20 protein-coding genes are annotated in these 26,938 nt (G+C 68.7%); 8 read left to right on the top strand and 12 right to left on the bottom strand.

The annotated features are described in order from the left end of the window. Window positions 1-123: 123 nt before the first annotated feature. Both ABIB38_RS06430 and ABIB38_RS06425 read left to right on the top strand, forming a co-directional pair. Window positions 124-2,325, top strand: a complete 2,202-nt coding sequence (locus ABIB38_RS06430; protein WP_429202760.1) for an NADP-dependent malic enzyme — start codon at window positions 124-126, stop codon at window positions 2,323-2,325. A gap of 61 nt (window positions 2,326-2,386) precedes the next feature. Continuing rightward, window positions 2,387-3,154: a sulfite exporter TauE/SafE family protein gene (locus tag ABIB38_RS06425; protein WP_429202758.1), complete on the top strand. Its 768-nt coding sequence runs from the start codon at window positions 2,387-2,389 to the stop codon at window positions 3,152-3,154. Between the two features lie 33 nt (window positions 3,155-3,187). Here ABIB38_RS06425 and ABIB38_RS06420 read toward each other — a convergent pair whose 3' ends face one another. Further along, window positions 3,188-4,084 carry a LysR substrate-binding domain-containing protein gene (locus ABIB38_RS06420; protein WP_429202756.1) on the bottom strand — a complete coding sequence of 299 codons (897 nt, stop codon included), beginning with the start codon at window positions 4,082-4,084 and terminating at the stop codon, window positions 3,188-3,190. A 95-nt stretch (window positions 4,085-4,179) separates the two neighbouring features. On the opposite strand from ABIB38_RS06420, the gene ABIB38_RS06415 reads away from it, so the two are divergent. Beyond that, window positions 4,180-5,343, top strand: a complete 1,164-nt coding sequence (locus ABIB38_RS06415; protein ID WP_429202754.1) for a mandelate racemase/muconate lactonizing enzyme family protein — start codon at window positions 4,180-4,182, stop codon at window positions 5,341-5,343. 51 nt (window positions 5,344-5,394) lie between these two features. Here ABIB38_RS06415 and ABIB38_RS06410 read toward each other — a convergent pair whose 3' ends face one another. After that, window positions 5,395-6,216, bottom strand: a complete 822-nt coding sequence (locus ABIB38_RS06410) for an SDR family NAD(P)-dependent oxidoreductase (RefSeq protein ID WP_429202752.1) — start codon at window positions 6,214-6,216, stop codon at window positions 5,395-5,397. Window positions 6,217-6,285: 69 nt separating this feature from the next. After that, the gene (locus tag ABIB38_RS06405; protein WP_429202750.1) at window positions 6,286-7,374 is read right to left on the bottom strand and encodes a tartrate dehydrogenase; all 1,089 of its coding nucleotides are present in this window, start codon (window positions 7,372-7,374) and stop codon (window positions 6,286-6,288) included. A gap of 92 nt (window positions 7,375-7,466) precedes the next feature. On the opposite strand from ABIB38_RS06405, the gene ABIB38_RS06400 reads away from it, so the two are divergent. The 3 genes from ABIB38_RS06400 (at window position 7,467) to ABIB38_RS06390 (ending at window position 11,255) form a co-directional block, all read left to right on the top strand. Next, window positions 7,467-8,423, top strand: a complete 957-nt coding sequence (locus tag ABIB38_RS06400; protein ID WP_429202749.1) for a LysR substrate-binding domain-containing protein — start codon at window positions 7,467-7,469, stop codon at window positions 8,421-8,423. 295 nt (window positions 8,424-8,718) lie between these two features. Beyond that, the gene (locus ABIB38_RS06395) at window positions 8,719-9,369 is read left to right on the top strand and encodes a YitT family protein (protein WP_429202747.1); all 651 of its coding nucleotides are present in this window, start codon (window positions 8,719-8,721) and stop codon (window positions 9,367-9,369) included. 530 nt (window positions 9,370-9,899) lie between these two features. After that, window positions 9,900-11,255 (top strand): amidohydrolase family protein, encoded by a 1,356-nt coding sequence (locus ABIB38_RS06390; RefSeq protein ID WP_429202745.1) that lies wholly within the window; start codon window positions 9,900-9,902, stop codon window positions 11,253-11,255. A gap of 4 nt (window positions 11,256-11,259) precedes the next feature. Here the strand turns inward: ABIB38_RS06390 and ABIB38_RS06385 are convergent, their stop codons facing one another. From ABIB38_RS06385 to ABIB38_RS06350, 8 genes are all read right to left on the bottom strand, one after another. Continuing rightward, window positions 11,260-12,564 (bottom strand): ATP-binding protein, encoded by a 1,305-nt coding sequence (locus tag ABIB38_RS06385; RefSeq protein ID WP_429202743.1) that lies wholly within the window; start codon window positions 12,562-12,564, stop codon window positions 11,260-11,262. A gap of 100 nt (window positions 12,565-12,664) precedes the next feature. Beyond that, window positions 12,665-13,345, bottom strand: a complete 681-nt coding sequence (locus ABIB38_RS06380) for a response regulator transcription factor (RefSeq protein WP_429202741.1) — start codon at window positions 13,343-13,345, stop codon at window positions 12,665-12,667. A gap of 7 nt (window positions 13,346-13,352) precedes the next feature. Then, entirely contained in the window at window positions 13,353-16,538 is a 3,186-nt protein-coding gene (locus tag ABIB38_RS06375; protein WP_429202739.1) for an efflux RND transporter permease subunit, read from the bottom strand. Between the two features lie 6 nt (window positions 16,539-16,544). Then, window positions 16,545-17,744: an efflux RND transporter periplasmic adaptor subunit gene (locus ABIB38_RS06370; protein WP_429202737.1), complete on the bottom strand. Its 1,200-nt coding sequence runs from the start codon at window positions 17,742-17,744 to the stop codon at window positions 16,545-16,547. A gap of 121 nt (window positions 17,745-17,865) precedes the next feature. Then, entirely contained in the window at window positions 17,866-19,182 is a 1,317-nt protein-coding gene (locus ABIB38_RS06365; protein ID WP_429202736.1) for a TolC family protein, read from the bottom strand. Beyond that, the gene (locus tag ABIB38_RS06360) at window positions 19,179-19,496 is read right to left on the bottom strand and encodes a DUF3240 family protein (protein ID WP_429202734.1); all 318 of its coding nucleotides are present in this window, start codon (window positions 19,494-19,496) and stop codon (window positions 19,179-19,181) included. Before ABIB38_RS06360 ends, ABIB38_RS06365 begins: the two co-directional genes overlap by 4 nt. Continuing rightward, window positions 19,493-22,588, bottom strand: coding sequence for an efflux RND transporter permease subunit (locus ABIB38_RS06355; protein WP_429202732.1), 3,096 nt, complete (start codon window positions 22,586-22,588; stop codon window positions 19,493-19,495). Before ABIB38_RS06355 ends, ABIB38_RS06360 begins: the two co-directional genes overlap by 4 nt. Further along, window positions 22,588-23,778, bottom strand: a complete 1,191-nt coding sequence (locus ABIB38_RS06350; protein WP_429202731.1) for an efflux RND transporter periplasmic adaptor subunit — start codon at window positions 23,776-23,778, stop codon at window positions 22,588-22,590. The genes ABIB38_RS06355 and ABIB38_RS06350 overlap by 1 nt, the downstream gene beginning before the upstream one ends. 130 nt (window positions 23,779-23,908) lie before the next feature. Here ABIB38_RS06350 and ABIB38_RS06345 point away from each other — a divergent pair, with 130 nt between their 5' ends. After that, the gene (locus tag ABIB38_RS06345; RefSeq protein ID WP_429202729.1) at window positions 23,909-24,589 is read left to right on the top strand and encodes a response regulator; all 681 of its coding nucleotides are present in this window, start codon (window positions 23,909-23,911) and stop codon (window positions 24,587-24,589) included. After that, window positions 24,577-25,959 carry an ATP-binding protein gene (locus ABIB38_RS06340; protein WP_429202727.1) on the top strand — a complete coding sequence of 461 codons (1,383 nt, stop codon included), beginning with the start codon at window positions 24,577-24,579 and terminating at the stop codon, window positions 25,957-25,959. The genes ABIB38_RS06345 and ABIB38_RS06340 overlap by 13 nt, the downstream gene beginning before the upstream one ends. A 100-nt stretch (window positions 25,960-26,059) precedes the next feature. Here ABIB38_RS06340 and ABIB38_RS06335 read toward each other — a convergent pair whose 3' ends face one another. After that, window positions 26,060-26,899, bottom strand: a complete 840-nt coding sequence (locus ABIB38_RS06335; RefSeq protein ID WP_429202725.1) for an alpha/beta fold hydrolase — start codon at window positions 26,897-26,899, stop codon at window positions 26,060-26,062. Window positions 26,900-26,938: the final 39 nt, after the last annotated feature.

The raw sequence follows: 26,938 nt of genomic DNA, 5'->3' as shown, positions 1-26,938 counted from the left end.
GACCCCGGATGTCGAATCCATACGTGACCGCGTCCGCACGCGATGGTGTCGCTTCGGCTAGAATGTTTGCCCATGAATGGAAGGCCACCTTCCATGCCGCGACACCCAAGTTATAGGAAGACCATGAGTACCGATAGTAATCTGAACGAAGCCCAGAACACCCAGTTGCGCATCGACGCGCTCGAATATCACCGCAGCCCGACCCGCGGCAAGATCGAAGTGGTGGCCACCAAGCCGTTGTCGAACCAGCGCGACCTGTCGCTGGCCTACTCGCCGGGCGTGGCCTACGCCTGCGAGGAAATCGCCGCCGACCCGGCGACCGCCTTCGATTACACCTCGCGCGGCAACCTGGTGGCCGTGATCACGAACGGCACCGCGGTGCTGGGCCTGGGTAACATCGGCCCGCTGGCGTCGAAGCCGGTCATGGAAGGCAAGGGCTGCCTGTTCAAGAAGTTCGCCGGCGTCGACGTGTTCGACCTGGAGCTGGACGAAATGGATCCGGACAAGCTGGTCGACGCCATCGCTATGCTCGAGCCGACCGTGGGCGGCATCAATCTCGAAGACATCAAGGCGCCGGAATGCTTCTACATCGAGAAGAAGCTGCGCGAGCGCATGAACATCCCGGTCTTCCACGACGACCAGCACGGCACCGCGATCATCTCGACCGCCGCGCTGCTCAACGCGCTGAAGGTGGTCGGCAAGGACATCGGCCAGATCAAGCTGGTCGCCTCCGGCGCCGGCGCGGCGGCCATCGCCTGCCTGGACATGATGGTGCTGCTGGGCGTGAAGCAGTCGAACATCTACGTCACCGACTCGAAGGGCGTGATCTGGCAGGGCCGCGAAGCGAACATGGAAGCCAACAAGGCGCGCTATGCGCAGGCGACCGATGCGCGCGTTCTTGCCGACATCGTCAAGGACGCCGACGTGTTCCTGGGCTGCTCGACCGCCGGCGTGCTCAGCGCCGACATGGTCAAGACCATGGCCGACAAGCCGGTGATCCTGGCCCTGGCCAATCCGGAACCCGAGATCCGTCCAGAAGTGGCGAAGGCCGCGCGTCCGGACGTCATCATCGCCACCGGCCGTTCGGACTATCCGAACCAGGTCAACAACGTCCTCTGCTTCCCTTACATCTTCCGCGGCGCCCTCGACTGCGGCGCCACGCGCATCACCGACGAGATGAAGCTGGCCTGCGTGACCGCGATCGCCGAGCTGGCCGAGGCCGAGGCGAGCGACGTGGTGGCGCTGGCCTACGAAGGCCAGGACCTGACCTTCGGCCCCGACTACATCATCCCGAAGCCGTTCGATCCGCGCCTGCTGGCGGCGATCGCGCCGCGCGTGGCCGAAGCCGCCGCCGCATCGGGCGTGGCGACCCGTCCGATCGAGGACATGGACGCCTACCGCGACAAGCTGGGCCAGATGATCTATCACACCGGTTTCTTCATGAAGCCGGTGTTCAACAAGGCGCGCGCCAAGGTGCGCAAGGTGGCCTACGCCGAAGCGGGCGAGCCGCGCGTGCTGCGTGCGGTGCAGGCGGTGGTGGACGAGGGCCTCGCCCGGCCGGTGCTGATCGGCGACGAGACCGCGATCGCGCGCGCCGTCAAGCAGGCCGGCCTGCGCCTGCAGGCGGGCGTGGACTACACGGTCATCGCGGCGGAAAGCGACACCACGCTGCAAGGCACGCGCCTGCTCAAGTCGGGCCAGGTTGACGCCCTGATCTGCGGCATGACCGGCAGCTACGACAGCCACCTGGAACACGTCCGGAACGAGATCGGCGTGGCGCCGGGCGCCGAAGTGCTGGCCGCGATGAATGCGCTGGTGCTCGACAAGCTGACCCTGTTCATCACCGACACCTACGTCAACGAGACCCCGAGCGCGCAGGAACTGGCGGCGATCACCCGCCTGGCGGCCGAGACCCTGCAGCACTTCGGCCTGGAGCCGAAGGCGGCGCTGCTGTCGCATTCGTCGCAAGGCTCGTCCGAGCGTCCATCGGCGCGCCGCATGCGCGAGGCGCGCGCGCTGCTGGCCGAACAGGCCCCTGATCTGGCGGTGGTCGGCGAGATCCACGGCGACGCCGCGCTGTCGCAGGAAATCCGCGACATCTACGGGATCGACGCCGGCTATACGGGCAGCGCCAACCTGCTGGTGATGCCGTCGCTGGACGCGGCCAACATCCTGTTCAATGTGCTCAAGGTCGCCAGCGGCAAGGGCGTGACGGTGGGTCCGATCCTCCTGGGCGCGGCCAAGTCGGTGCACATCCTGAGCCCGAGCGCCACCGTGCGCCGGATCGTCAACATGACGGCGCTGGCGGCGGCGCAGGTCGTTTAAGGCGGTAACCTTTCCCATCCGGCGGCCCCTTGCGAGGGGCCGCTGTGTTTTGGCGCCAACCATGATTTCCGTGATCGACCTCGCATTGAACTTCGGCCTGGGCGCCTCGCTCGGCGTCGCCGGCGGCATGCTGGGCATCGGCGGTGGCCTGATCGCCATTCCGGTGCTGGGCCTGCTGTACGGCATGAACCAGCACCTGGCCCAGGGCACGGCGCTGGTGATGATCGCGCCCAACGTGGCGATCGGCTTCTGGCGCTATCACCAGAAGCACCCGGTGGACCTGCGTTCGGTCGGCGTGGCCGGCCTGTTCTCGATCGGGACCGCCTGGCTGGCGGCGCGCTGCGCCGTGGCGATCGACGCCCAGGCGCTGCACTATGCCTTCGCGCTGTTCCTGCTCGCGCTGGCGCTGTACTTCGGCTGGCCGTCGCGGCGCAAGACCGGCGCGCCGCCCGCGCCGGTGAAGGAAGTGCCGCGCCGGCTGATGCCGGCGATCGGTATCGCCAGTGGCGCGGTGTCGGGCTTCTTCACGATCGGCGGCGGCATGGTGGTGGTGCCGGCGCTGGTGAGCCTGTTCAGGATGCCGCAGACGCGCGCCCAGGGCATGGCGCTGGCGCTGGTGGCGCCGGGCGCCTTCGTGGCGCTGGCCACCTATGGCCACGGCGGCGCGGTCGACTGGGAGGTCGGCCTGCCGCTGGCGCTGGGCGGCGTGCTGACCGTGTCGTGGGGCGTGCACCTGGCGCACTCCCTGCCGCCACGCCTGTTGCGGGCGGCGTTCAGCACGGTGCTGCTGGTGGCCGCGGTCACGATGCTGGTGACCGGCGGCGCCTGAGCCGCATGAAACGAATGCGCCGCATGGGCGGCTTCAAGCCGGCGCGAACTGCGCGGCCAGGAAATCGATGAAGGCGCGCGCCCGCGCCGACTGCCGGCGTCCGCCCGGATAGACCACGTACAGGTCGGCCGCCGGCTGCACGTACTGCGGCAGCACGATGCGCAGGCGCCCGCTGTCGAGGTATTTGTTCAGATCCCATTCCGAGCGCACCAGGATGCCGTGGCCGTCCAGCGCCCAGCCGAGGGCGATGTCGCCGTCGTTGCTCGACAGCGCGCCCTGCACCTTGACCGACACATTGCGCCCCTCGTGCACCAGGCGCCAGACGCCGTGCGCATCCTCGTTCTGGCGGTGGACGATGCAGCGGTGCCGGGCCAGGTCGGCCAGGCTGCCCGGCTCTCCATGCCGTTCGAGGTAGCGCGGCGAGGCGCACAGGAAGCGCCGGTTCGACATGATGCGGCGCGCCACCAGGCGCTGGTCGGGCAACTCGCCGAAGCGGATCGCCAGGTCGATCCCGTCCGCGACCAGGTCGACCGGGCGGTCGGTGACGTCGAGCTGCACTTCGACCTGCGGATAGCGCTGGGCGAAGCTGGAGACCAGCGGCGCGATCGTGGTGCGCCCGAAGCCCAGCGACGCGTTCACCTTCAAGAGGCCCCGCGGCACCGAGCGCGTGCCGGATACCGCTTCTTCCATCTCGCGCAGCTCGGCGAGAATCCGGGTCGCGTAGTGCAGATAGGTTTCGCCTTCCGGCGTCAGGCTGCTGGTGCGGGTGGTGCGGTTCACCAGGCGCACGCCCAGGTGTTCTTCCAGCTGCGCCAGGCGCTTGGTGGCGGCGGGCGGGGTCAGGTCGAGTTCGCGGGCGGCCGCCGACAAACTGCCGTGGCGCGCCAGCAGGACGAAGAATGCGAGGTGGGAGGCGAGGTCGTTTTTCACCGCAGGTTAATAATCTAGTGAATCCGACTCAATCATAACCGCCTTTGGAGCGAATAATCTGGTGGCTGGTTCAACCGCAAGCGAAGGAACACCAGATGAGAATCGTCGACATCCGCGAAAAAACCGTCCCGATCAGCTCCCCGATCCGCAACGCCTACATCGACTTCAGCAAGATGACGCTGAGCGTGGTGGCCGTCGTCACCGACGTCGTGCGCGACGGGAAGCCGGTGATCGGCTACGGCTTCAATTCCAACGGCCGCTATGGCCAGGGCACGCTGATGCGCGAGCGCTTCATCCCGCGCATCCTCGAGGCCGAACCCGGCGCGCTGCTCGAGGACGGCGCCAACCTCGACCCGCACAAGGTGTGGCAGGCGATGTTTACCAACGAGAAGCCGGGCGGGCATGGCGAGCGCTCGGTGGCCATCGGCACCATCGACATGGCGATATGGGACGCGACCGCCAAGATCGCCGGCAAGCCGCTGTTCCAGCTGCTGGCCGAGCGTTACGGCAACGGCGAGCCTGACCGGAAGGTGTTCGTGTACGCGGCCGGCGGCTATTATTATCCGGGCCAGGACCACGGCAAGCTGAAGGACGAGATGCGCAGCTATCTCGACCGCGGCTACACGGTGGTCAAGAAGAAGATCGGCGGCGCCTCGCTCGACGAAGACCTGCGCCGCATCGACTCGATCCTCTCTGTGCTGGGCGATGGCCAGAAGCTGGCGGTGGACGCCAACGGCCGCTTCGACCTGGACACCGCGATCCGCTACGCCAAGGCGCTGTCGCAGTACGACCTGTTCTGGTACGAGGAAGCCGGCGACCCGCTCGACTACGAGCTGCAGGCCACGCTGCGCAACTATTACGACAAGCCGATGGCCACCGGCGAGAACCTGTTCTCGATGCAGGATGCGCGCAACCTGATCCGCCACGGCGGCATGCGAGCCGACCGGGACTGGCTGCAGTTCGACTGCGCGCTCAGTTACGGCCTGGTGGAGTACCTGCGCACCCTCGATATGCTGCGCCAGCATGGCTGGTCGAGCAGCCGCTGCATTCCCCATGGCGGGCACCAGATGTCGCTCAATATCGCGGCCGGGCTGGGACTCGGCGGCAACGAGTCCTATCCCGACCTGTTCCAGCCGTATGGCGGCTTTCCGGATGGCGTGAAGGTCGAGAATGGGTTCATCACGATGCCGGACCTCCCGGGTATCGGCTTCGAGGGCAAGGCCGACCTCATTGCCGAGATGCGGCGCCTGACCGATTGAGCAGACGAATGCGAGGTCGAATGCGCGGACGAATGCGCGCGGACCTAAGCGTCAATCCTTCAGGCCCGACCCCGGCCTGGCCTGGGCCGCGTGCAGGTCGGCCTTGACCGTATCGGGCGCCAGGTTGTTGACGACGTTGCCGATGAACTTGCTGCTCGTCAGACCCGCGACGATGCGATCCTTGCCTTCCTTGAACGCGGCGTAGCCTTCCTCGGCCACTTTCGCCGGCGAGGCCTTTTCTCCCACGCCGAGCTTGTTGGTGAGCATGTCGGCGCGCGGCCAGAAATTGGTGTCGACCTGGCCCGGCATCAAGAGCGTGATGGTGACGCCGCTGACGCCACTGTCCTTGAGCTCGGACTTGACAGCCTCGGCGAACGACACCAGGAAGGCCTTGGTCGCGCCGTACACGGCCTCGTACGGCGTCGGCATGGTGCCGGAAATCGACGCGGTAAACAGCAGCTTGCCCGCGCCTTGCGCGACCATGTCTGGCAGGATGCGCTTGGTCAGGTGGACTTGCGAGATCGTGTTCAGCTGGATCATCGCGATTTCGCGTTGCAGGTCGGTGCCGCCGACGAAGTGGCCGCCCAGGCCGACGCCGGCATTGAGCGCGGCGGCGGCCAGCGGGCGGCCAGCGGCGCGCACCGCCGCGTACAGGGTTTCGACGCCGTCGAAGTCGGTGAGGTCGGCCACCACGGTGGTCACTTGCGCGCCGCGGCTTTCCAGCTCTCCGGCCGCGGCGTCCAGGCCGGCCTGCGTGGTGGCGGTGATGATGAGGTCATGGCCGTCGGCCGCGAACTGGTGGGCCAGTTCGTAGCCGATGCCGCTGGAGGCGCCGGTGATCAGCGCCAGTGGACGTTGGGTTCGTTCTGTCATTGCTGGCTCCTTCGATTGCTCGTCGGGGCCAGCGTAGCATGGTGCAAGAATCGTCCTCGTCCGGCTGGGTCAGCCTTGCGTGTCGAGGTAGCGTGCGACCGCCTGGCCCACTTCGGTCGTATTGGCGGCGCCGCCCATGTCCGGCGTGCGCGGACCCTCGACCAGGCATTTCTCGATGGCGGCCAGCATGGCGTCGTGGGCCGCGGTATAGGTGGCGTCGCCCTGGCCCAGGAACTCGAGCATCATCGCGCCGGACCAGATCATCGCGATCGGGTTGGCGATGTTCTTGCCGTAGATGTCGGGCGCCGAGCCGTGCACCGGTTCGAACAGCGACGGGAAGGTGCGTTCCGGATTCAGGTTGGCCGATGGCGCGATGCCGATGGTGCCGGTGCAGGCCGGGCCGAGGTCGGACAGGATGTCGCCGAACAGGTTCGAGGCCACCACCACGTCGAAGCGTTCGGGCGAGATCACGAAGCGCGCGCACAGGATGTCGATGTGGTACTTGTCCCATTTGACGTCGCCGTAGTCCTGGCCGACGGCGGCCACGCGCTCGTCCCAATACGGCATCGAGATCGAGATGCCGTTCGACTTGGTCGCGGCGGTCAGGTGTTTTTTCGGGCGGCGCTGGGCCAGGTCGAACGCGTACTTGAGGATGCGGTCGGTGCCGTGGCGGGTGAAGACCGATTCCTGCAGCACGAACTCGCGCTCGGTCCCCTCGAACATCTTGCCGCCGACCGAGGAATATTCGCCTTCGGTGTTTTCGCGCACCACGTAGAAGTCGATGTCGCCGGGCTTCTTGTTCGCCAGCGGGCAGGGCACGCCGGGCATCAGCCGCACCGGGCGCAGGTTGACGTACTGGTCGAATTCGCGGCGGAACTTCAGGAGCGACCCCCACAGCGAGATATGGTCGGGCACCGTGTCGGGCCAGCCGACGGCGCCGAAATAGATGGCCTCGAAGCCGTCCAGTTGCTGGCGCCAGTCGTCCGGCATCATCTTGCCGTGCTGCGCGTAATAGTCGCAGTCGGCCCAGGCGAAGTTGGTGAACTCGAGCCCGATGCCGAAGCGGCGGGCGGTCACTTCGAGGGCGCGCAGGCCCTCGGGCATGACTTCCTTGCCGATGCCGTCGCCGGCGATGACTGCGATCTTGTGGGTCTTCATGCGTGCTCCTGATTGCTGGGTAAGTGCAACCAGCATAATCCAAAACGCGCTGTATATAATATGGCATTGCGTGGCATCAAGGAACACGAATCGTGAATAATCTGGTGGAGCATGCTGATCTGCGTGTCTTTGTGACCGTCGTGAGGAAGGGCTCGTTCGCCCAGGCCGCCGCGGAGCTGGGCATGTCGGCGGCCTATGTCAGCAAGCGCATCGGCGTGCTGGAAGAGGCGCTGGGCGCGCGGCTGTTCGAGCGCACCACGCGCCGCATCGTCATTACCGAGGAGGGCGAGCAGGCCTTCGGCCGGGCCCAGGCCATCCTGGAGAGCCTGGACGACCTGGTCGACGAGGTATCCGAGCGGCGCCGCGAGCCCAGTGGCCGGGTGCGCATCTGCAGCAGCTTCGGCTTCGGGCGCAATGTGGTGGCGCCGGCGATTGCCAAGCTGGTGCGCGCTTATCCGGCGCTGCAGATCCGGTTCGAGGTGTTCGACCGCCTGGTCGATCCGGTGGCCGAGGGGTTCGATCTCGACGTGCGCATCGGCGACGAGATCGCGCCGCAGCTGATCGCGCGCCGTTTGATGGCGAACCACCGCATCCTGTGCGCGGCGCCGGACTACCTGGCACGCCATGGCGCGCCGCGCTCGCTGCAGGAGCTGTCCGGCCACCAGTGCCTGGTGATCAAGGAGCGCGACCATCCGTTCGGCGTCTGGCGGCTGCGCGCGCGCGCGGGCGAAGAGACGGTGAAGGTGTCGGGCGCGCTGTCGACCAACCATGGCGAGATCGCGCTGCGCTGGGCGCTCGACGGCGCCGGCATCATCCTGCGCTCGCGCTGGCATGCCCAGCCCCATCTCGATGCCGGGCGGCTGGTGCAGCTGCTGCCCGACTTCACCCAGGAGGCCAATGTCTGGGCCGTGTATCCGCAGCGGCTGGGCAATTCGGCGAAGGTGCGGGTGTGCGTCGAGTTCCTGGAGCGCGAGCTGGCGACGCAGGCGCCGAAAATAGGGATGCCTGCCGTCGAATCCGCACTGGAACAGACGAAGGATGCACCGTGATAGTGCGCTGCACAAGGGTATTGCGTCGGGTGTTTCTCATCTGGTACGTCCCGATGCGTGGCGTATCGACATTGCGCCGCAACATGAGCGATAATAGCGACCCGAAGCACACCGTACCCCGTGCGTTTCGCGCATCTGCGCCTACCCGGCGCGCCCGGCATCCCTGTTACTACCATATCGCAAGGAACATGAAACTCAGCTCTTCGCTCGTCGCTACCCCCTGCACGGTCACCCGGCGGACCCCGTCCGCTCGCGTGGCAAACGCTTTCATCGTCGTCGATGCGGCGGTGCGCGGATGAGCCAGTCTGCCATGTTCCCCGGCCCGTCGTCGCCAGCCCCGAGCGCGGTGGTGGTCAAGCCGCATTCGCCACTGGACGACGTCTATGGCATCACCGTCGGTGTGCTCTTCGTCGTGATCGGTATCGTGCTGCTGCAGGCGGCCCAGCTGCTCACTGGCGGCGTGGCCGGCATCGCGCTGCTGACGTCCTACGCGAGCGGGCTGCCGGTCGGCACCCTGTTCATGATGATCAACGTGCCGTTCTTCCTGTTCGGCTACCTGTTCATGGGGCCGCTCTTCACCTTCAAGTCGCTGGCCGGCAGCGCGCTGGTCATGGGCCTGCTCAAGATCATGCCCTACGTCCTGGTGATCGATCACATCCACCCCGCAGTGGCGGCGCTGGGCGGCGGCACCTTCTGCGGCATGGGCGTCCTGGCCATGGCGCGCCACGGCGCCGGCGTCGGCGGCACCGGCATCGTCACCCTGTGGCTGCAAAAGAAGTACGGCATCAACGCCGGCCGCAGCCAGGTCATGATCGACAGCGTCATCCTGTTGCTGGCCCTCGGTCTGGTGGCCCCGCACCTGGTCGGCTGGTCGGCGCTGAGCGCGGTCGCCATGAGCAGCATGGTCATGGTCTGGCACCGCGCCGGCCGCTACTTCGGCAGCTAACCCATCCTAATTAGGGTCAGAGTAGAATTATTGAGCAATTTCCCAGATTGACTAGCGGCTATTCGCGATGAGCAGCTGCCAGGAATCAGGTAGCGGAATAATGAGGGTCAGTGTCGAATTGTTTTCCAATTGATTTTCAAAAATTGGCAAACAATTCGACACTGACCCTCTTTGTTTTGGCCTCGTGCGATCGCTATCATCAATGAAAATAGTTCTCTGTTCTAACTTGTTCTCCCTGTATAACGCACAGGGCGCTAAACCCGGTGTAAATAAATAGGGTCAGAGTCGATTTGTTGAGCAATTTTTCAGCTTATCGATCAGTTCGCCACCAATTTCTCGGCTCGCTCAGAGATATTGTCTAGCAATTAGGGTCAGAGTCAAATTATTCGCCAATTGATTTACTGAAGTTGTCAAACAATTTTACTCTGACCCTAATTAATGATTGACGATTCGGTGGCGGGCGTAAGCGCGCGCGGCTCGGCGGTATTGGATTGTAGAATTGGCAGCAATCCCATTGTCTGGAAATTGCCATGCCGCCTTTCTTGCATTGTGTCGTGTTCGCCCTGTTGTTGGCGTCGTGCCAGGCCGCCTTCGGCCAGTCGGGCGCCTTGCTGATCCAGAATGCCCACGTCGTCAGCCTCGACCCGCAGCAGGGCGACCGGCGCGATGCCGACGTGCTGGTGCGCGACGGGCGGATCGTCGCCGTCGGGCGCAAGCTCGAGGCGGCAGGGGCCGAGCGGATCGATGCGCGCGGCATGATCCTGCTGCCGGGGCTGGTCGATACCCATACCCATCTGTGGCTGAGCGCGGCGCGCGGCCAGTTTCGCAATACCCCCGACACCGATTACTTCGCGCTCAAGAAACGTTTGGGGCGGCATTACACGCCCGAGGATATCCGCATCGGCACGTATGTCGGCGCCGTTGAGACGCTGGCGTCGGGCGTCACGACCACCGTCGATTTCTTCCATAACCTGCGTAGTCCCGCGCACCTGGAGGCGGCCGAACAGGCGCTGCTGCAAAGCGGCATCCGCGCCAGGCTGCTGGCCGGCGCGCATGACGACCTTGGCGCGACCGAGAGCATCGACCTCGACCTGCTCGCCGCCGTGGCGGCGCGGGCGCGCCCCGGGCGCGTCACCCTCGGGCTGGGCTGGCGCGGCGTGGGCGAGGGCAAGGCCGACGTCGTCGCGACCGGCCGGCGCGAGATCGCCGCCGCGCGCAAGCTCGGCCTGCCGGTCTCGGTGCATTCCGGCGGCAAGCGCAATGGCGCCCTGGCCGCCAGCGGCCTGTTAGGTGCGGACGTGCAGATCGTGCACGCCACCGGCGCCACGCCCGCCGAGCTGGCGGCGTTTCGACAGGCCGGCAGCGCGCTGTCGCTGACGCCGGTCACCGAGCAGCGGGTCGGCTATGGCCTGACCGTCCTGAGCGACTACGCGGCCGTGGGCCGCATCGGCCTGGGCATCGACGGCACTGCGCTCGCCGGTAGCGCCGACCTGTTCGCCAATATGCGCCTGCTCGCGCTCACCGAATCCGGCGCGCGCAAGAAGGAAACGGCGGTCGCGCCGCGCCGCATCCTCGAATTGGCGACGATCGAGGCGGCGCGCTCGATCGGGATGGACGACCAGATCGGCTCGATCACGCCCGGCAAGCGCGCCGACCTGATCCTGCTCGACCCCGGCGCCCTGAACATGTCCCTGGCGGGCGATGCCGATCCCTATGCCCTGATCGTGTACTCGGCCACGCCCGCCAACGTCGACACCGTGATCGTCGACGGCGTGGTTCGCAAGCGCGGCGGGCGCCTGCTCGGCGTCGACGTGCCACGGCTGATGAACGAGGCGCGCGCCTCGATCGACGCCATCTTCGAACGCGCCGAGGGGGCTTCCCGATAAGACCTCAGTAGGTCTGCGCAGCCGGATTGGCGTGCAGCAGCAGGGTGGCGCGCAGGCCCGGATGGTTGTCTTCCAAGGTCAGGCTGCCGCCATGCAGGCGCGCCACGGCCGAGACCACGCTCAGGCCCAGGCCCACGCCCGGCGTGCCGCGGCTGGCGTCGACCCGGTAGAAGCGCTCGATCACGCGCGTGCGCTCGTGCTGCGCAATGCCCGGGCCGTTGTCGGCCACCACCACTGCCACCCGGTCGGCGTCGACGCGGCGCGCGGTGATCGCGATCGCGCCGCGCGCCGGCGCGAATTTCAGGGCGTTGTCGACCATATTGCCCAGGGCCTGGGCCAGCAGCACCGGGTCGCCCACCACCCGCAAATCCTCGGGGGCGTCGAAGCCGAGGTCGATGTCCTTCAGTTCGGCCACCGGGCCGTAGAATTCGGTGACCTCGGCGCCCAGCGCGGCCAGGTCGACCTCGACGAAACCGCCGCGCCGGCTGCCGCTGTCGATCTCGGCCAGGCGCAACAGCGCATTGAAGATGCCCATCACGCGGTCGACGTCGTCGATGGCGGCGTCGATCTCGGCGAAGGTTTCGTCGGCGGCCGGACGCGCCACCGACAGTTCTTCGAGCCGCGCGCGCAGCTCAGACAGCGGCGTGCGCAGGTCGTGCGCGATCGCATTCGAGACGTCCTGCACCCCCGTCACCAGGTGCTCGATCTGGTCCAGCATGCGGTTGACGGTGCGGGTCAACTGCTGCAGCTCTTCGCCGTCGCGCGGCTCCACCAGGCGGTGCGACAGCTTGCCTTCGATGATCGAGGCGGTGGTCTGGCTGATGCGCTGCACCCGTCCCAGCAGCGCGCGCCGGATCAACACGCCGCCCAGCGCCGCTCCCACCAGCACCACCAGCGCGCAGCCCAGCAGGCCGTAGGCGAACAGGCGCTCGAGCTGCTGGAAGCGATCCAGGTTGCTGGCCACCAGCAGCATGTAGCGGTCTTCCAGGGTCACCCGCACCAGCTCCACGTTGCGCGGCTTGTCGTCGACCCGAATCGTCACCCGGCACAGGCCGTCGCGATCGGGCACGCCCTCGGGCCACTCCGGCAGGTTGCCGGCCAGCTTGGCGCCGTCGGGCGCCGCGAACAGCATGATCTTGCGCACGCCGTCGTTGACGCCATGGACCTGGCTGTCGATCGCCGCCGCCAGCGCCGGCGGCCCCTGGCGCTCGAACAGGTTGCTCAGGTGCCGCGCGTCCGTTTTGAGCAGCTGGCTGCGCACCTCGCCGATGTTCTTGTGCCAGGCGAACCACAGCGGCGCGGCGAACATCGCCAGCACCAGCAGGGTGACGACGGCGTAGCCGATCGCGATGGTGCGGGCGGAAAAGCTGGGCAGGCGCAGGTTCAGGGCAGGTGTCTCACGACGTGCGTCAAGGCTGGTCGGTCAGCATGTAGCCGGCATTGCGCACGGTGCGCAGCAGCGGCGTCGAAAAGCCGGCGTCGATCTTTTGCCGCAGCTTGCTGATGTGGACGTCGATGACGTTGGTCTGCGGGTCAAAGTGGTAGTCCCACACGTTTTCGAGCAGCATGGTGCGCGTCACCACCTGGTTCGCGTGGCGCAGCAGGTAGGTGAGCAGCTTGAATTCGCGCGGCTGCAGCGCCACCGGGCGGCCGGCGCGCGTGACGCGGTGCGACAGCATGTCGACCGACAGGTCGCCCAGGCTCATCACGGTTTCCACGGCCTGGCTCTGCGAGCGGCGCAGCAGGGCGTCGAGCCGCGCCAGCAGCTCGCCGAAAGCGAACGGTTTGGTCAGGTAGTCGTCGCCGCCGGCGCGCAGGCCGCGGATGCGCTCGTCCACGCCGTCCAGCGCGGACAGGATCAGGATCGGCACCCGGTTGCCCTGCTGGCGCAGGGCTTCGACGATGCCGAGACCGTCGATCCCGCCCGGCAGCATGCGGTCCATCACGATCGCGTCGTAGGGCTCGCTGACTGCATGGTACATGCCGTCGCGGCCATTGTCGGCGTGGTCGACCGTATGCCCGGCCTCGGTCAGCCCCTTCCTGACGAAGCGGGCCACGCGTTCATTGTCTTCGACGAGTAGCAGTTTCACGGGAGTCTCATTGGGATGCCGGCATTGTATCCGATGCCTCGGCCTCGGCCTCGGCCTTGGTCGCGGGGGCCGCGGGCGGCGGCGTGTGGGCCACCGGCGGCTTCGAGCGTCCGGCGACGATCACGTAGAACAGCGGGATCATGAAGGTTGCCAGGAAGGTCGCGGTCATCATGCCACCGATCACGCCGATGCCGAGCGCATTCTGGGCGCCGGAGCCGGCCCCGCTGGCAATCGCCAGCGGCGTCACGCCGAGCATGAAGGCCAGCGAGGTCATGATGATCGGACGCAGACGCACCTTCGACGCTTCGAGCGCCGCCTCGAGCGCGCCCTTGCCCTGCAACTGCAGCTCGCGCGCGAATTCGGCGATCAGGATCGCGTTCTTGGCCGACAGGCCGATGGTGGTCAACAGGCCGACCTGGAAGAACACGTCGTTTTCCATGCCGAAGGCGGTGGCCGCGCCCAGCGCGCCCAGCACCCCGATCGGCACCACCATGATCACCGAGACCGGGATCGCCCAGCTCTCGTACAGCGCGGCCAGGCACAGGAACACGACCAGGATCGACAGGCCGTACAGCAGCGGCGCCTGGGCCCCGGCCTGGGATTCCTGCAGCGAGATGCCGCTCCATTCGTAGCCGATGCCCTGCGGCAGCTGCTGGCTCAGGCGGTCCATGATCTCCATCGCTTCGCCGGTGCTGTAGCCGGGCGCCGGCTGGCCCACGATCTCGGCCGAAGTCAGGCCGTTGTAGCGCTGCACCGACGGCGCGCCCCAGGTCCAGCGCGCGCTCGAGAACGACGAGAACGGGACCATTTCGCCGTCGCGGTTGCGCACGTGCAGCAGGCGGATGTCGTCCGGATTCATCCGGTACTCGGCCTCGGCCTGCACATACACGCGCTTGATGCGGTCGTCGGTGTCGAGGAAGTTGTTCACGTAGCGCGAACCCCAGGCGGTGGAGAAGGCCGCGTCGACCTCGGTCAGGTCCACGCCCAGCGCCGCCGCCTTTTCGCGGTCGATGTCGATCTTGTACATCGGGTTGTCGGACAGGCCGGTGAAGCGCACCCGGGTCAGGGCGGGTTCGTTCGCCGCCAGCGCCAGCAACTGGTCGCGCGCGTCGGACAGCGCCGCCCGTCCCAGGCCGCCGCGGTCCTGCAGCTGCATGGTAAAGCCCGTGGCCGAGCCCAGGCCGCGGATCGACGGCGGCTCGATCGGCACCACCTGGGCGCCCTGGAAGTCCTGGTAGCGCGCGGCGATGCGTTCGCTCAGGCTCGAGACGTGCAGCTCGTCGTCGCCGCGCTCGTCCCACGGACGCAGGCGCACGAACATGCGGCCCACGTTCTGGCCGCGCTGTCCCTGGGCCGCGCCGTTGATGATCATGGTCGCCTCGACCATCGCTTTTTCGTCGACCAGCAGGTACTGGCTGATCTCTTCCAGCACCTTGCCGGTCGTTTCCTGGGTGGTGCCGGCCGGGGCCTGGACCTGGACCAGCATGTAGCCCTGGTCTTCCTTGGGCAAGAAGCCCCCCGGCAGGCGCAGGAACAGCGCCACCACGACGCCGATCATGACCAGGTAGACCACCATCCAGAGCGCGCGCCGGCCGAGGATGCTCGACACCGCGCCCAGGTAGCGGTCGCGCGTGTTGTCGAACGAGCGGTTGAACCAGCCGAAGAAGCCTTTTTTCTCGTGGTGGCCGGGATCGACGGGCTTGAGCATGGTGGCGCACAGGGCCGGGGTCAGGCTCAGCGCGATGAACACCGACAGCAGCATCGAGGACACCACGGTCAGCGAGAACTCGCGGTAGATCGCGCCCACGGTGCCGCTGGAGAAGGCCACCGGCACGAACACCGCCGACAGCACCAGCGCCACGCCGACCAGCGCGCTGCTGATCTGGCCCATGGCCTTGAGCGTGGCTTCCTTCGGCGACAGCCCGTCCTCCTGCATCACGCGCTCGACGTTCTCGACCACGACGATGGCGTCGTCGACCAGCAGGCCGATGGACAGCACCAGGCCGAACATCGACAGCGTATTGACCGTGAACCCGAGCGTCGCCATGATGCCGAAGGTGCCGAGCAGCACGATCGGCACCGTGATCGAGGGGATCAGGGTGGCGCGGAAGTTCTGCAGGAACAGGTACATGACCAGGAACACCAGCACGATGCCTTCGATCAGGGTCTTGATCACCTCCTCGATCGAGGACTCGATGAAGGGCGTGACGTCGTTCGGATACACGGTGCGCAGGCCGGGCGGGAAGAATTCGCCCAGCTCGGCCAGGCGGGCGCGCACCGCGACCGCGGTGTCGAGGGCGTTGGCGCCGGGCGCCATCTGGACGCCCAGGCCGGAGGCCGACTTGCCGTTGTAGCGCACGTCGACGAAATAGTTCTCGGGCCCCAGCTCGACCCGCGCCACGTCGCCGATGCGCACGCTGGCGCCGTCCGGCTGCACCTTGAGCAGGATGCGGCGGAACTCGTCGGGCGTGCGCAGCAGGGTGGCCTGGGTGATGGTGGCGTTGAGCGCCTGGCCCGGCACCGCCGGCGTCGCGCCCAGCTGGCCGCCGGAGATCTGCACGTTCTGGGCGCGGATCGCGTTGGTCACGTCGATCGGCGTGAGCGCGTAGCCCGTGAGCTTGACCGGATCGATCCAGATCCGCATCGCATACTGCGTGCCGAACACGTTCAGGTCACCGACGCCGGGGACGCGGCTGATCGGGTCCTGGATGTTCGACGACACGTAGTTGGCGATGTCGAACTTGCTCATGCTGTCGTCGTCGGACACGAAGGCGGCCACCATCAGGAAGTCGCTGGTCGACTTGGTCACGCGCAAGCCGTTCTGCTGGACCTCGGCCGGCAGGCGCGGCACGGCCGCCTGCAACTGGTTCTGCACCTGGACCTGGGCGATGTCCGGATCGGTGCCGGCGGCGAAGGTGAGGGTGGTGGTCGACTGGCCCGTGTCGTCGCTCGACGAATCCATGTACAGCAGGTTGTCGATCGCGGTGAGCTGCTGCTCGATCACCTGGATGACCGTGTTCTGCATGGTCTCGGCGGACGCGCCCGGGAAGTTGGCGCGGATCTGCACCGCCGGCGGCTGCACGGCCGGGTATTGCTCGATCGGCAACTGGAACAGGGCGATGCCGCCGCCCAGCATGATCAGGAGCGAGATGACGATCGCGAAGATCGGGCGGAAGATGAAGAATCGTGCCATCGCCGCTCAACCTCGCGCCGCTGGCGCCGCGGCGGCGCCAGCCGTTGCTGCCGCTGCCGCCGGCGCCGCCGCACGCACCCTGACCGCCATGCCCGGCTTGAGTTTCTGGACGCCGCCGACGATCACGCGTTCGCCTTCCTTCAGGCCTTCCTCGACCAGCCAGTGGCCGTCGACCAGCGGCCCGGTGCGCACGATGCGCAGCTGGGTCTTGTTGTCGGCGCCGACCACCATCACGGTGCCCGCGCCCTGCGGATTGCGCGTCACGGCCTGGGCCGGCACGCGCATCACCGACTGACGCACGCCCTGGCTGACGGCGGCGCGCACGAACATGCCGGGCAGCAGCAGGCGGTCGGGATTCGGGAAACGCGCGCGCATGGTGACCGAGCCGGTGGCCGGGTCGACCGTCACGCCGCTGAATTCCAGCGTGCCTTCGCGCGCATAGGTGCTGCCGTCTTCCAGCGTCAGGACCACCCGGGCGGCATTGGCGCCGTCCATGCGCACCTTGCCGGCGGCGATCTCGCGCCGCAGCGCCAGTCCTTCGACGCTGGACTGCTGCAGGTCGACGTACATCGGATCGATCTGCTGGATGGTGGTCATCAGGGTCGCGGCGCCGCCCTGCACGTAGGCGCCCTGCGTCACCGCCGAGACGCTGCTGCGGCCGGTGATCGGCGCGCTGACGCTGGTGTAACCGAGGTTGATGCGCGCGGTCTCGACGGCCGCCCTGGCGGCGGCGACGTCGGCCGCGGCTTCGAGCTGGGCTGCCTGCGCGTTTTCGAATTCCTGCTTGCTGACCGCGTTTTCCTTGACCAGCACCTGGTTGCGCCTGAGCTGGGATGTGTTGCTGGCCAGGGTGGCCTGGGCCCGCTGCAGTTCGGCCTCGGCGCTGGCCAGCGCCGCGCGGTAGGGCGCCGGGTCGATCAGGTACAGCGGGTCGCCTTTCCTGACGTCGGCCCCTTCGGTGAACCGGCGCTCCTGCACGATGCCGTCGACCCGGGCCCGGACCTCGGCCAGCAGGAACGGCGAGGTGCGGCCCGGCAGGGCGATGTCGAGCGCCACGTCGGACGTGTTCATCGTCATGACGGCCACCTCCGGCACGGTGGGCGCGGCGGGTTGCGGTTCTTTGGCGCAGGCGGACAGCAGCAGCGCCGCCAGCACGGCGGCGCCAAGAGCCGGCTGGCGCCGGCGCAAGGAAGTGATCGAGGGCATGTGGTCGGATCCGGATTGCAAGGTTGAGAACGGTATTTTCCCTACCTTCGATCATGCCCGGCGCCGGCTTAAGCGGGGGTGGTTGAATGATTAATTTTCGTTAATGTTCAACGTTCGGCCGTCAATCCCTGGCCCACAGCGCGTGCGCGTCGAGCGCGACCCGGGCCGCCGCCGCCAGCGCATCGATGTGCGCCGCCTGCGCCGCCAGGCTCGCTTCCAGCGCCTGGCGCCGGCCGAGCAGGGCCTCGGCCAGCGTGCATTCGCCCGCTTCCCAGGCGCGCGCCATCAGGTCGGCCTGGCGCGTGCTTTGCGCCTCGACTTCGCGCAGCCCGGTCCAGATGCGGTAGCTGTGCTCGCGCTCGGCAAGGCTGCGGCGGCTCGCCAGCCGCACCCGCTGGGCGACCAGCGCCACCTGCTCGTCGGCGATGCGCGCGCGCAGCACCGCCGCGTCTCGCTCGGCCGAGCGGGCCGCGCCGGGCAGGGGAATGGCCAGGCTCAGGCCGACGGTGCGTTCCTCGCCGTCGCGCTCGCGCACCAGGTGCAGGCCGACGGTGGGGTCGGGCATGCGTTCGCTGGCGGCGCGGCGCGCGCGCAAGCCTTCCCATTCGGCTTCGCTGCGCGCCAGCGCCAGCTCGTGGTTGTCGGTTTCGAGTCCGGCCTCCAGCGCGGCCCGCGCCCCCGGATCGGCGCCGGCCGGCGGCAGGTTCGGCTGTGGGTCCGGCAGCGCCGCGCCCTGCGGCGCCGGCAGGTCGCGGTAGGTGGCGGCCAGCAGCGCCAGCGCCTGCTCGGCTTCCCGGCGCGCCTCGGCCAGCCGGGTCGCCGCGCGCAGCAGTTCGGTGTCGGCCTGCATGCGCTCCAGCGCCGGCGCCTCGCCGGCCTGGACCCGGCGCGCGGCCGCTGCGGCCAGTTGCCCGACCAGTGCATGCTGCCGTTCCAGCGTGCGCACGCCGGCCTCGGTCCGCAAGGCCGCGTACCAGTCCTGCATCAGGGCGCGTCCGGCCTCGTGCCAGGCATCGGCGCGGCGCGCCTCGGCGACCGCGATGCCCTGGCGGCCGATGGCGCGGTCCTGGTCGGCCTTGCCGAACCAGCGCAGACCCCGTTCGAGGCTGGCTTCCTGCTCGCGGTAGCGGTCGCGGCCGGGTTCGGCGGCGCGCACCTCGCGCCGCAGCACGCCGGCGCGCGCCACCCATTCGTGCGGGCCGGCATCGAGCCGGGCGTGCTCGGCGCCGGCCAGCTCGCGCTGCAGGCCGTGCTGGCGCAGAGTGGGCAGCGCCTCCAGGGCGCGCCGCACGCTCGCTTCGGGCGGCAGCGCGTACAGGGGCGCGCCGGCCAGCGGCAGGGCGGGACCGGCCAGCGCGTGCGGGGAGGCGGCCAGTGTGATGGCGGCCAGAGCGTGGGCGGCCAGGGCGTGGGCGGCCAGCAAGGCGCGCGCCTTCATGCCAGCCTCCCGCTCGCCAGCAGCGGCGTCATCCAGTACGCCACCTCCGGGTTCGGGATTTCCTGCGCCAGGGTCGCCAGCAACTGCTGCAGGTCGCCCAAGAGGCCGGCCACCAGCACCAGCTTGCGCCGGCTGCGGCCATGGACCAGCTCCATGTTCGAGCGCAGCAGGGCGCCCTGGCCCATGCCCTGGGCGTCGATGATCGAGAAACCGCTGGCCCAGACCGGGTGCAGCAGCAGGAAGTCGAGGATGTCTTCCTCCAGCGCCAGCGGGATGGTCAGCGTCAGGAGGGTATCGTGGTTCAGTTCTTTCATGCGGGTTCGGTCACAGTGGAGGTATCGGAACGCGGGGCGCCGGGCATGCCGAAACGGCGGAACAGCAGCGGCAGCAGGATCAGGGTCAGCGCGGTCGCGCTCAGCAGGCCGCCGATGACGACGATGGCGAGCGGTTTCTGGATCTCGGAGCCGGGGCCGGTCGCCAGCAGCAGCGGAACCAGGCCCAGGCCGGCGATGCAGGCGGTCATCAGCACCGGCCGCACGCGGCGTAGCGCGCCCTGGCGCACCACCTGGTCGAGCGCCACGCCGCGCGCGGCCAGGCCGTTGAAGCCGTTGATCATCACCAGGCCGTTGAGCACCGCGATGCCCATCAGGGCGATGAAGCCGACCGAGGCCGGCACCGACAGGTATTCGCCGGTCAGGGCCAGCGCCGCCACGCCGCCGATCAGGGCGAACGGGATGTTGACGAACACCAGCAGCGCCTGGCGGATGCTGCGCAGGGTGGAAAACAACAGCAGGAAGATCAGGCCCAGGGCCACCGGCACCACCAGGGCCAGGCGGGCGGCGGCGCGCTGCTGGTTCTCGAACTGGCCGCCCCAGCCCAGCCGGTAGCCGGGCGGCAGCGGCACCTGGCTCGCCACGGCGGCGCGCGCCTCGTCGACGAAGCCGACCAGGTCGCGTCCGCGCACGTTGGCGCGCACGGTCGCCAGCCGGCTGCCGTTTTCGCGCTCGACCTTGACCGGACCATCCTGGTGGCGCAGCGTGGCCACCTGGCTCAGCGGCACCGACTGGCCGTCCGCCAGCGGCAGGCGCAGCTGGGCGAACAGCTCGCCCGACAGGCGCAGCGCGTCGCCGCCGCGCACCAGCAGCGGCAGGCGCTGGGCGCCGTCGATCACCACGCCGGCGACGCGGCCCTCGATCATGGCGCGCAGGTCGGCCTGCACCTCTTCGACCGACAGCCCCAGCCGCCCGGCGGCGACCCGGTCGATGTCCACTTCCAGGTACTGCACGCCCTCGTTCTTGACCGTCAGGACGTCTTCGCTGCCGTCGATGTGTTCCAGCACCGTCACGATGCGCCCGGCCAGCTCGCCCAGCACCTTCGAATCCGGGCCGTAGATCTTGACCGCCAGGTCGCCGCGCACGCCGGACAGCATCTCGGAGGTGCGCATCTCGATCGGCTGGGTAAAGCTCAGGTTAATGCCGGGGAAGTCGGCGGTGGCGGCGCGCAGGGCGTCGACCAGGTCTTCCTTGCGCGGGCTGCGCCATTCATCCGGCGGCGCCAGCACCAGGAAGGTGTCGGTCTCGTTCGGCCCCATCGGGTCCAGCCCGAGCTCGTCCGAGCCCAGGCGCGCCACGATGCGCCGCACTTCCGGCACCTGCTCCAGGATGCGGCGCTGGATCGCCAGGTCCTGGCGCGCCGATTCGTCCAGGTCCACCGACGGCAGCTTTTCAATCTGCATGATGATGTCGCCTTCGTCCAGCACCGGCATGAAGGATTTGCCGACCACCATGAACAGGCCAACCGCCAGCGCCAGCGCGGCCAGCGCGGCGCCGACCACCAGGCGTTCGCGCGTCATCGCCTGCTCCAGCAGGCGGGCGTAGCCGGCCTCGATGCGCTGGACGATCTTCGGCGCCGGACCGTGGTGCTCCTTCAGCATGAGCGAAGCGAGCACCGGGATCACCGTCAGCGACAGCAGCAGCGAAGCGCCCAGGGCGAAGATGATGGTCAGCGCCACCGGAGCGAACAGCTTGCCTTCGAGGCCTTCCAGCATCAGGAGCGGCACGAACACGATCATGATCACGGCCATGCCGGCGGTGACCGGCACCGCCACGTCGCGCACCGCGCGGTAGATGACGTGCAACCTGGACATGCCGGGCGCGACCCGCGCGCCATGGGCCTCGATGTTCTCGACCACCACCACGGCGGCGTCGACCAGCATGCCGATCGCGATCGCCAGGCCGCCCAGCGACATCAGGTTGGCCGACAGGCCGAAGTGGCGCATCAGGAGGAAGGTGGCCAGCGCCGACAGCGGCAGGATGCAGGCCACCACCAGCGCGGCGCGCACGTTGCCGAGAAAGACGTACAGCAGCACGATCACGAGCACGGTCGCTTCCAGCAGCGCCCGGGTGACGGTGTCGACCGCGCGCTCGACCAGGTTGCCGCGGTCGTAGAAAGTGTTCAGGGTCGTCCCCTGCGGCAGGGTCGGCTCGATCTCGGCCAGCCGCGCCCGCACCTGGTCGACCACGTCCAGCGCATTGGCGCCGCGCATGGCCAGCACCAGCCCTTGCACGCCCTCGCCCTTGCCGTCCTGGGTCACGGCGCCGTAGCGGGTCAGGGCGCCGATGCGCACCGTGGCCACCTGGCCGACCGTGACCGCGGCGCCGTCGCGCTGGGCGATGGCGATCGCGCGCACGTCGTCCAGCGTGCGCACGCCGGCGTCGCTGCGGATCAGGAACGATTCTTCGCCGTCGCCCAGGCGGCCGGCGCCGTCGCTGCGGTTGTTGGCTTGCAGCGCTTGTTCCAGCTGGGCCAGCGAGATGCGGCGCGCGCCGAGCGCCGCCAGGTCGGGCACCACCTCGAAACTCCTGACCTGGCCGCCCAGCGCGTTGACGTCGGCCACGCCGGGGATGTTGCGCAGCTGCGGACGGATGGTCCAGTCGAGCAGGGTGCGTTTTTCCATCAGGCTCAGGGGCCCTTCGATGGTGAACATGAAGATTTCGCCCAGCGGCGTGGTGATCGGCGCCAGGCCGCCGCTGACCGACGGCGGCAGGTCGCCCATGACGGCGCCCAGGCGCTCGCTGACCTGCTGGCGCGCCCAGTAGACGTCGGTGCCTTCCTGGAAGTCGAGCGTGATGTCGGCGATGGCGTACTTCGACTGCGAGCGCAGCATGCTCTGGCGCGCGATGCCCAGCAATTCCTGTTCGATCGGCGCCACCACGCGCGCCTCGACTTCCTCGGGCGTCATGCCGGGCGCCTTGAGGATCAGCTTGACCTGGGTGCTGGAGACGTCGGTGAAGGCGTCGATCGACAGCGCGCCCGCGGCCCTGAGCCCGGCGCCGACCATCAGGAGCGCCAGCACCAGCACCAAGAGGCGCTGGGACAGCGACAAGGCGATGAGACGGCCCAGCATCACGGCCGTCCTTTCTCGTCGGTCCCGGCTGGTCCGGCCTGTTCGCCCAGGCCGCTCCAGGCGCCCTTGAGGGCGGCCAGGCCGCGCACCGCGACCGGCGCGCCCGCGGCCAGCGCGCCGCGGATCCAGACCTGGTCGCCCGCGCTCGCGCCGACCGTGACCGGCACCGCCGTGAAGCCCTGCGCATCGCGCACGAACACATGGCTGGCGCCGCCGCGCCGCACGAGGGCGCCGGCCGGCACGGCCAGGGCGCCCGGCTGGCTCGGCGGCAGCAGCAGGCGCGCCTCGACGAAGGCGTTCAGGGTCAGGCACGGTTGGCGCCCGACCTGCTCGGCGCGCACCTGCGCGGTCTGGTTGGCGCCGTTGATCGCCGGCGACACGGCGGCGACCTTCAGGCGGCAGCCCGCGGCCACCTCGAGCTCGGCGCCCGGCCGCAACAGCGGCAACTGCTGGCGCGTGGCCTGCAGCTCGACCCACAGCGGGCCGTCGCGCACGATTTTCGCCAGCGCCGTGCCGGCGCCGGCGTGCTGGCCGATCGCCAGCGGCAGCTCCAGCACGGTGCCGGCGGCGCCGGCGCGCACCGTCAGCAGGGAGGCCGGTTGGCCGCCGGGCCGGGGCAGGGCGGCGATGTCGGCCTGGGTCATGCCGCCGGCGCGCAGCGCCTGGGCCGCCTGGCGCGCGGACAGCGCCGCCAGCTGGGCGGCGGCGCGGCTTTCGTCCACGCGCACCCGGGCGACGATGCCGTCGTTGAACAGGCTTTCGTCGCGCGCCAGCTTGTCGGCCGCCAGGCGCGACTGCGCCGCCAGCTGCACGTAGTCGCGCTGGGCCGCCATCCAATCCTGGCTGAACAGCGTCGCCAGCGGCGTCCCGGCCTTGACCCTCTGCAGCGGGGTGGCGTGCACCTGCTGCACCACGCCTTCCCAGGCGCTGGCGCTGACCACCATGGCCGTGGTCGGCGCCACGACGGTGCCCGGCAAGACGACGCCGTTGCCGCCCGCCGCCTGGCCGGTCAGGGTGGCCAGGGCCGGCGCGGTGGCGATGCCGGCCCGTTCGACCTGGGCCGGGGACAGGCGGATGCGCTGCCCGGCCGGCTGGGCCAGGGCGCCGGCCACCGCCAGCGTGCTTGCGAGTAAGATGGCAGCCTGCGCGGCCGTGCGCCGGCCACGCGGGCCGGATGAGAGAAGAGTCATGGGTTTGTTGGAAGTTGCACAGAAGACATCCGGCGATGTTGCTCAGAGGTTCTTAAGAGGTTCTTAACAAGTGCCCACTACCATCGAATCACGATCGTTTCCGTTCTTTCCGTAATTACATTTACTACCGATGCGCATCCTGTTGACCGAAGACGACCCCCAACTCGGCCGCGCCACCCAGATCGGCCTGGAGCAGGCCGGCTACGCGGTGGACTGGGTCAGTGCCGCCGAGCAGATGCATACGGCGGTCAGGCTGCACGACTACGGTTGCGTCGTGCTCGACCTCGGCCTGCCGGCCCAGGACGGCATGGAGGCGCTCGCGCAATTGCGCGCAAGCGGCTACGCGGGCACGATCGTGATCGTCACCGCGCGCGACAAGATTCCCGACCGCATTGCCGGACTGGACGGCGGCGCCGACGATTTCCTCGTCAAGCCCTTCGACCTGGACGAACTGGCGGCGCGCATCCGCAGCGCCAGCCGGCGCGCCGCCGGCCGGCTGCGCGAAACGGTGGCGCATGGCGACCTGGTGCTGGACGTCGCCGAGCGCCGGGTCACGCAGGATGGCCGGCCGGTCACGCTCACCGTCAAGGAATTCCGTATCCTGCTGCTGCTGATCGAGAACCGCGGCCGCGTGCTCAGCCGCGAGCAACTGGAGAAGAACCTGTATGGCTGGGGCGACGAAGTGGAAAGCAATGCGGTGCAGGTGCACATCCACCACCTGCGCAAGAAGCTGGGCCGCGCGCTGATCCGCACCGTGCACGCGCTCGGCTACTGCATCGACCAGCCGGCGGCGCACGCATGCGGCCGGTGACAGGCGGGCGCTGGTCGCTGCGGCGCACCCTGCTGTCGGTACTGCTGGGCCTGACGATCGCCCTGTGGGCCAGCAGCGCCGCCATCGTCTACGTCGAGGCGGAGCAGGAAAGCCACGAGCTGTTCGACCAGTCGCTGGCGGAGACCGCCAATCTGCTGCTGTCGCTGGTCGGCAACGAAGTGCGCGAGCACGGCTACATCAAGCTGCCGCTGCAGGGGCATCCGAATCCGGAGCGCTACCTGCTGTTCCAGGTGCTGGATGCACACGGCAAGGTGCTGTACCGGAATGCCGGCTCCCCGGACGCCACGCTGGCGTCGAGCTTGCCGGACGGATTTTCGTGGGGCGAGATCGGCGGCCAGCGCTGGCGCTTCCATTCGCTGTGGGACAACGCGCGCTCGCTGCAACTGGTGGTGGCCGAGCCCATCACCCACCGCGAAGACATCAGCAGCCGCTTCTTCTACAAGATACTGGCCTTCGGCACCTTGCTGGTGGTGCTGGCGGCGGCCGTGATCTGGTGGAGCGTCAACCGCGTGTTCCGTGTGCTGCAGGGCTCGGCGGACGAGGTGGCGCGGCGCACGCCGAACGACTTGCTCGACGTTAATCTCGACGGCGTCCCGAGCGAGGCGCTGCCCCTGATCGAGTCGATCAACCGCCTGTTCGCCCGGGTGCGCCGCACCATGGAATACGAGCAGCGCTTCACGGCCGACGCCGCGCACGAGCTGCGCACGCCGCTGGCCGCGATCAAGACCAATCTGCAGGTGCTGCAGCGGGCGCGCAGCGTGGCCGAGCGCGACGAGTTCATCGCGGCCCTGGGCGTGAGCGTCGACCGCGCCGGCCGGCTGGTCGACCAGCTCCTGACGCTGGCGCGCCTCGACCCCCAGGGCGAGACCGGGCTCGCCCTGGCGCCGGGCGACCTGGCCGACCTGCTGCGCGAAGGGCAGGCCGGCTGGCGCGTGGCCGGCGCCAGGGGCGCGCTGATGGTGCAGCTGGACATCGCGGCCGCGCCATGCGCGCTGGAGGTGGATAGCGTACGCATGCTGATCCGTAACCTGGTCGACAACGCCTTGCGCTACACGCCGGCGCCGGGCACGGTGCGCATCGCCTGCGGCCTGGAGGACGGCCGCAGCTTCCTGCGCGTGGTTGACTCCGGGCCGGGCATTCCGGCGGCCATGCAGGAGCGGGTGTTCGAGCGCTTCGTGCGCCTGGCCGGTTCCCACCAGCCGGGCAGCGGCCTCGGCCTGTCGATCGTACGCCGGATCGCCGAGCGCCATGAAGCGCGCATCGGGCTCGGCCCCGGCCTGGAGGGAAGGGGACTGACGGTGAGCGTCGACTTTCCCGCCATGCCGGCTCAGCGCACGGATGAGCGATAGCATTTTACGGATGCCGGCCGCACCGCGGCCGGGCCGCATCGCCCGCCTGCGCGCAGGGGCAATGCGCGCCGGCCACGTCGAGGCAGGGCGGTATCCGCGCCTAATGTCCGACGGTGTCGCCGCGCGCGAAGGCCAGCAGGTCGGCGTTGACCCGGTCCTTGTGCGTGTCGGTCAAGCCATGCGGGGCGCCGGCGTAGGCGATGAAGGTCGCATGCGGCACCAGCCGCGCCGAGGCCCGGCCGCCGACGTCGATCGGCACCACCTGGTCGTCGTCGCCGTGGATGATCAGGGTCGGCTTGTCGAATTTCTTGAGGTCATCGCGAAAATCGGTTTCGGAAAACGCCGCGATCGAGTCGTAGGTATTCTTGTGTCCGCCTAGCATTCCCTGCAAGAACCACGACTGGATCAGCCCCGGCGAGGCCGTCGCGCCCGGCCGGTTGAAGCCATAGAAGGGGCCGGACGGAATGTCGAGGTAGAGCTGGGCCCGGTTTTCGAGCTGGCTGGCGCGGATGGCGTCGAACACCTCGCGCGGCACGCCGTCCGGATTATCGGGGCGCTGCACCATCAGCGGCGGCACGGCGCCGATCAGGGCCAGCCGGGCGATGCGGCTGGTGCCATGGCGGCCGACGTAGCGCGCCACCTCGCCGCCGCCGGTCGAGAAGCCGACCAGACACACGTCGTTGAGGTCGAGCAGTTCGAGCAACTGGGCCAGGTCGTCGGCGTAATGGTCCATGTCGTTGCCGTCCCAGGGCTGGCTCGAGCGCATATGGCCGCGCCGGTCGTGCGCGATCGTGCGGAAACCGTTGTGCGCCAGGTGCAGCATCTGCGCTTCCCAGCTGTCCGCGCCCAGCGGCCAGCCATGGCAGAACACGACCGGGCGGCCGTGGCCCCAATCCTTGTAATAGATGTCGACGCCATCGCGGGTGGTGAAATAGGCCATCGTGCTTCCTTTCGACGTGGTGGTGGGGGCTCGGCATGG

The sequence above is a fragment of the Massilia sp. UYP11 genome, from assembly GCF_050434805.1.
In the GTDB taxonomy this organism is placed as follows: domain Bacteria; phylum Pseudomonadota; class Gammaproteobacteria; order Burkholderiales; family Burkholderiaceae_D; genus Telluria.
This window is presented reverse-complemented; position numbering and strand designations above follow the sequence as displayed.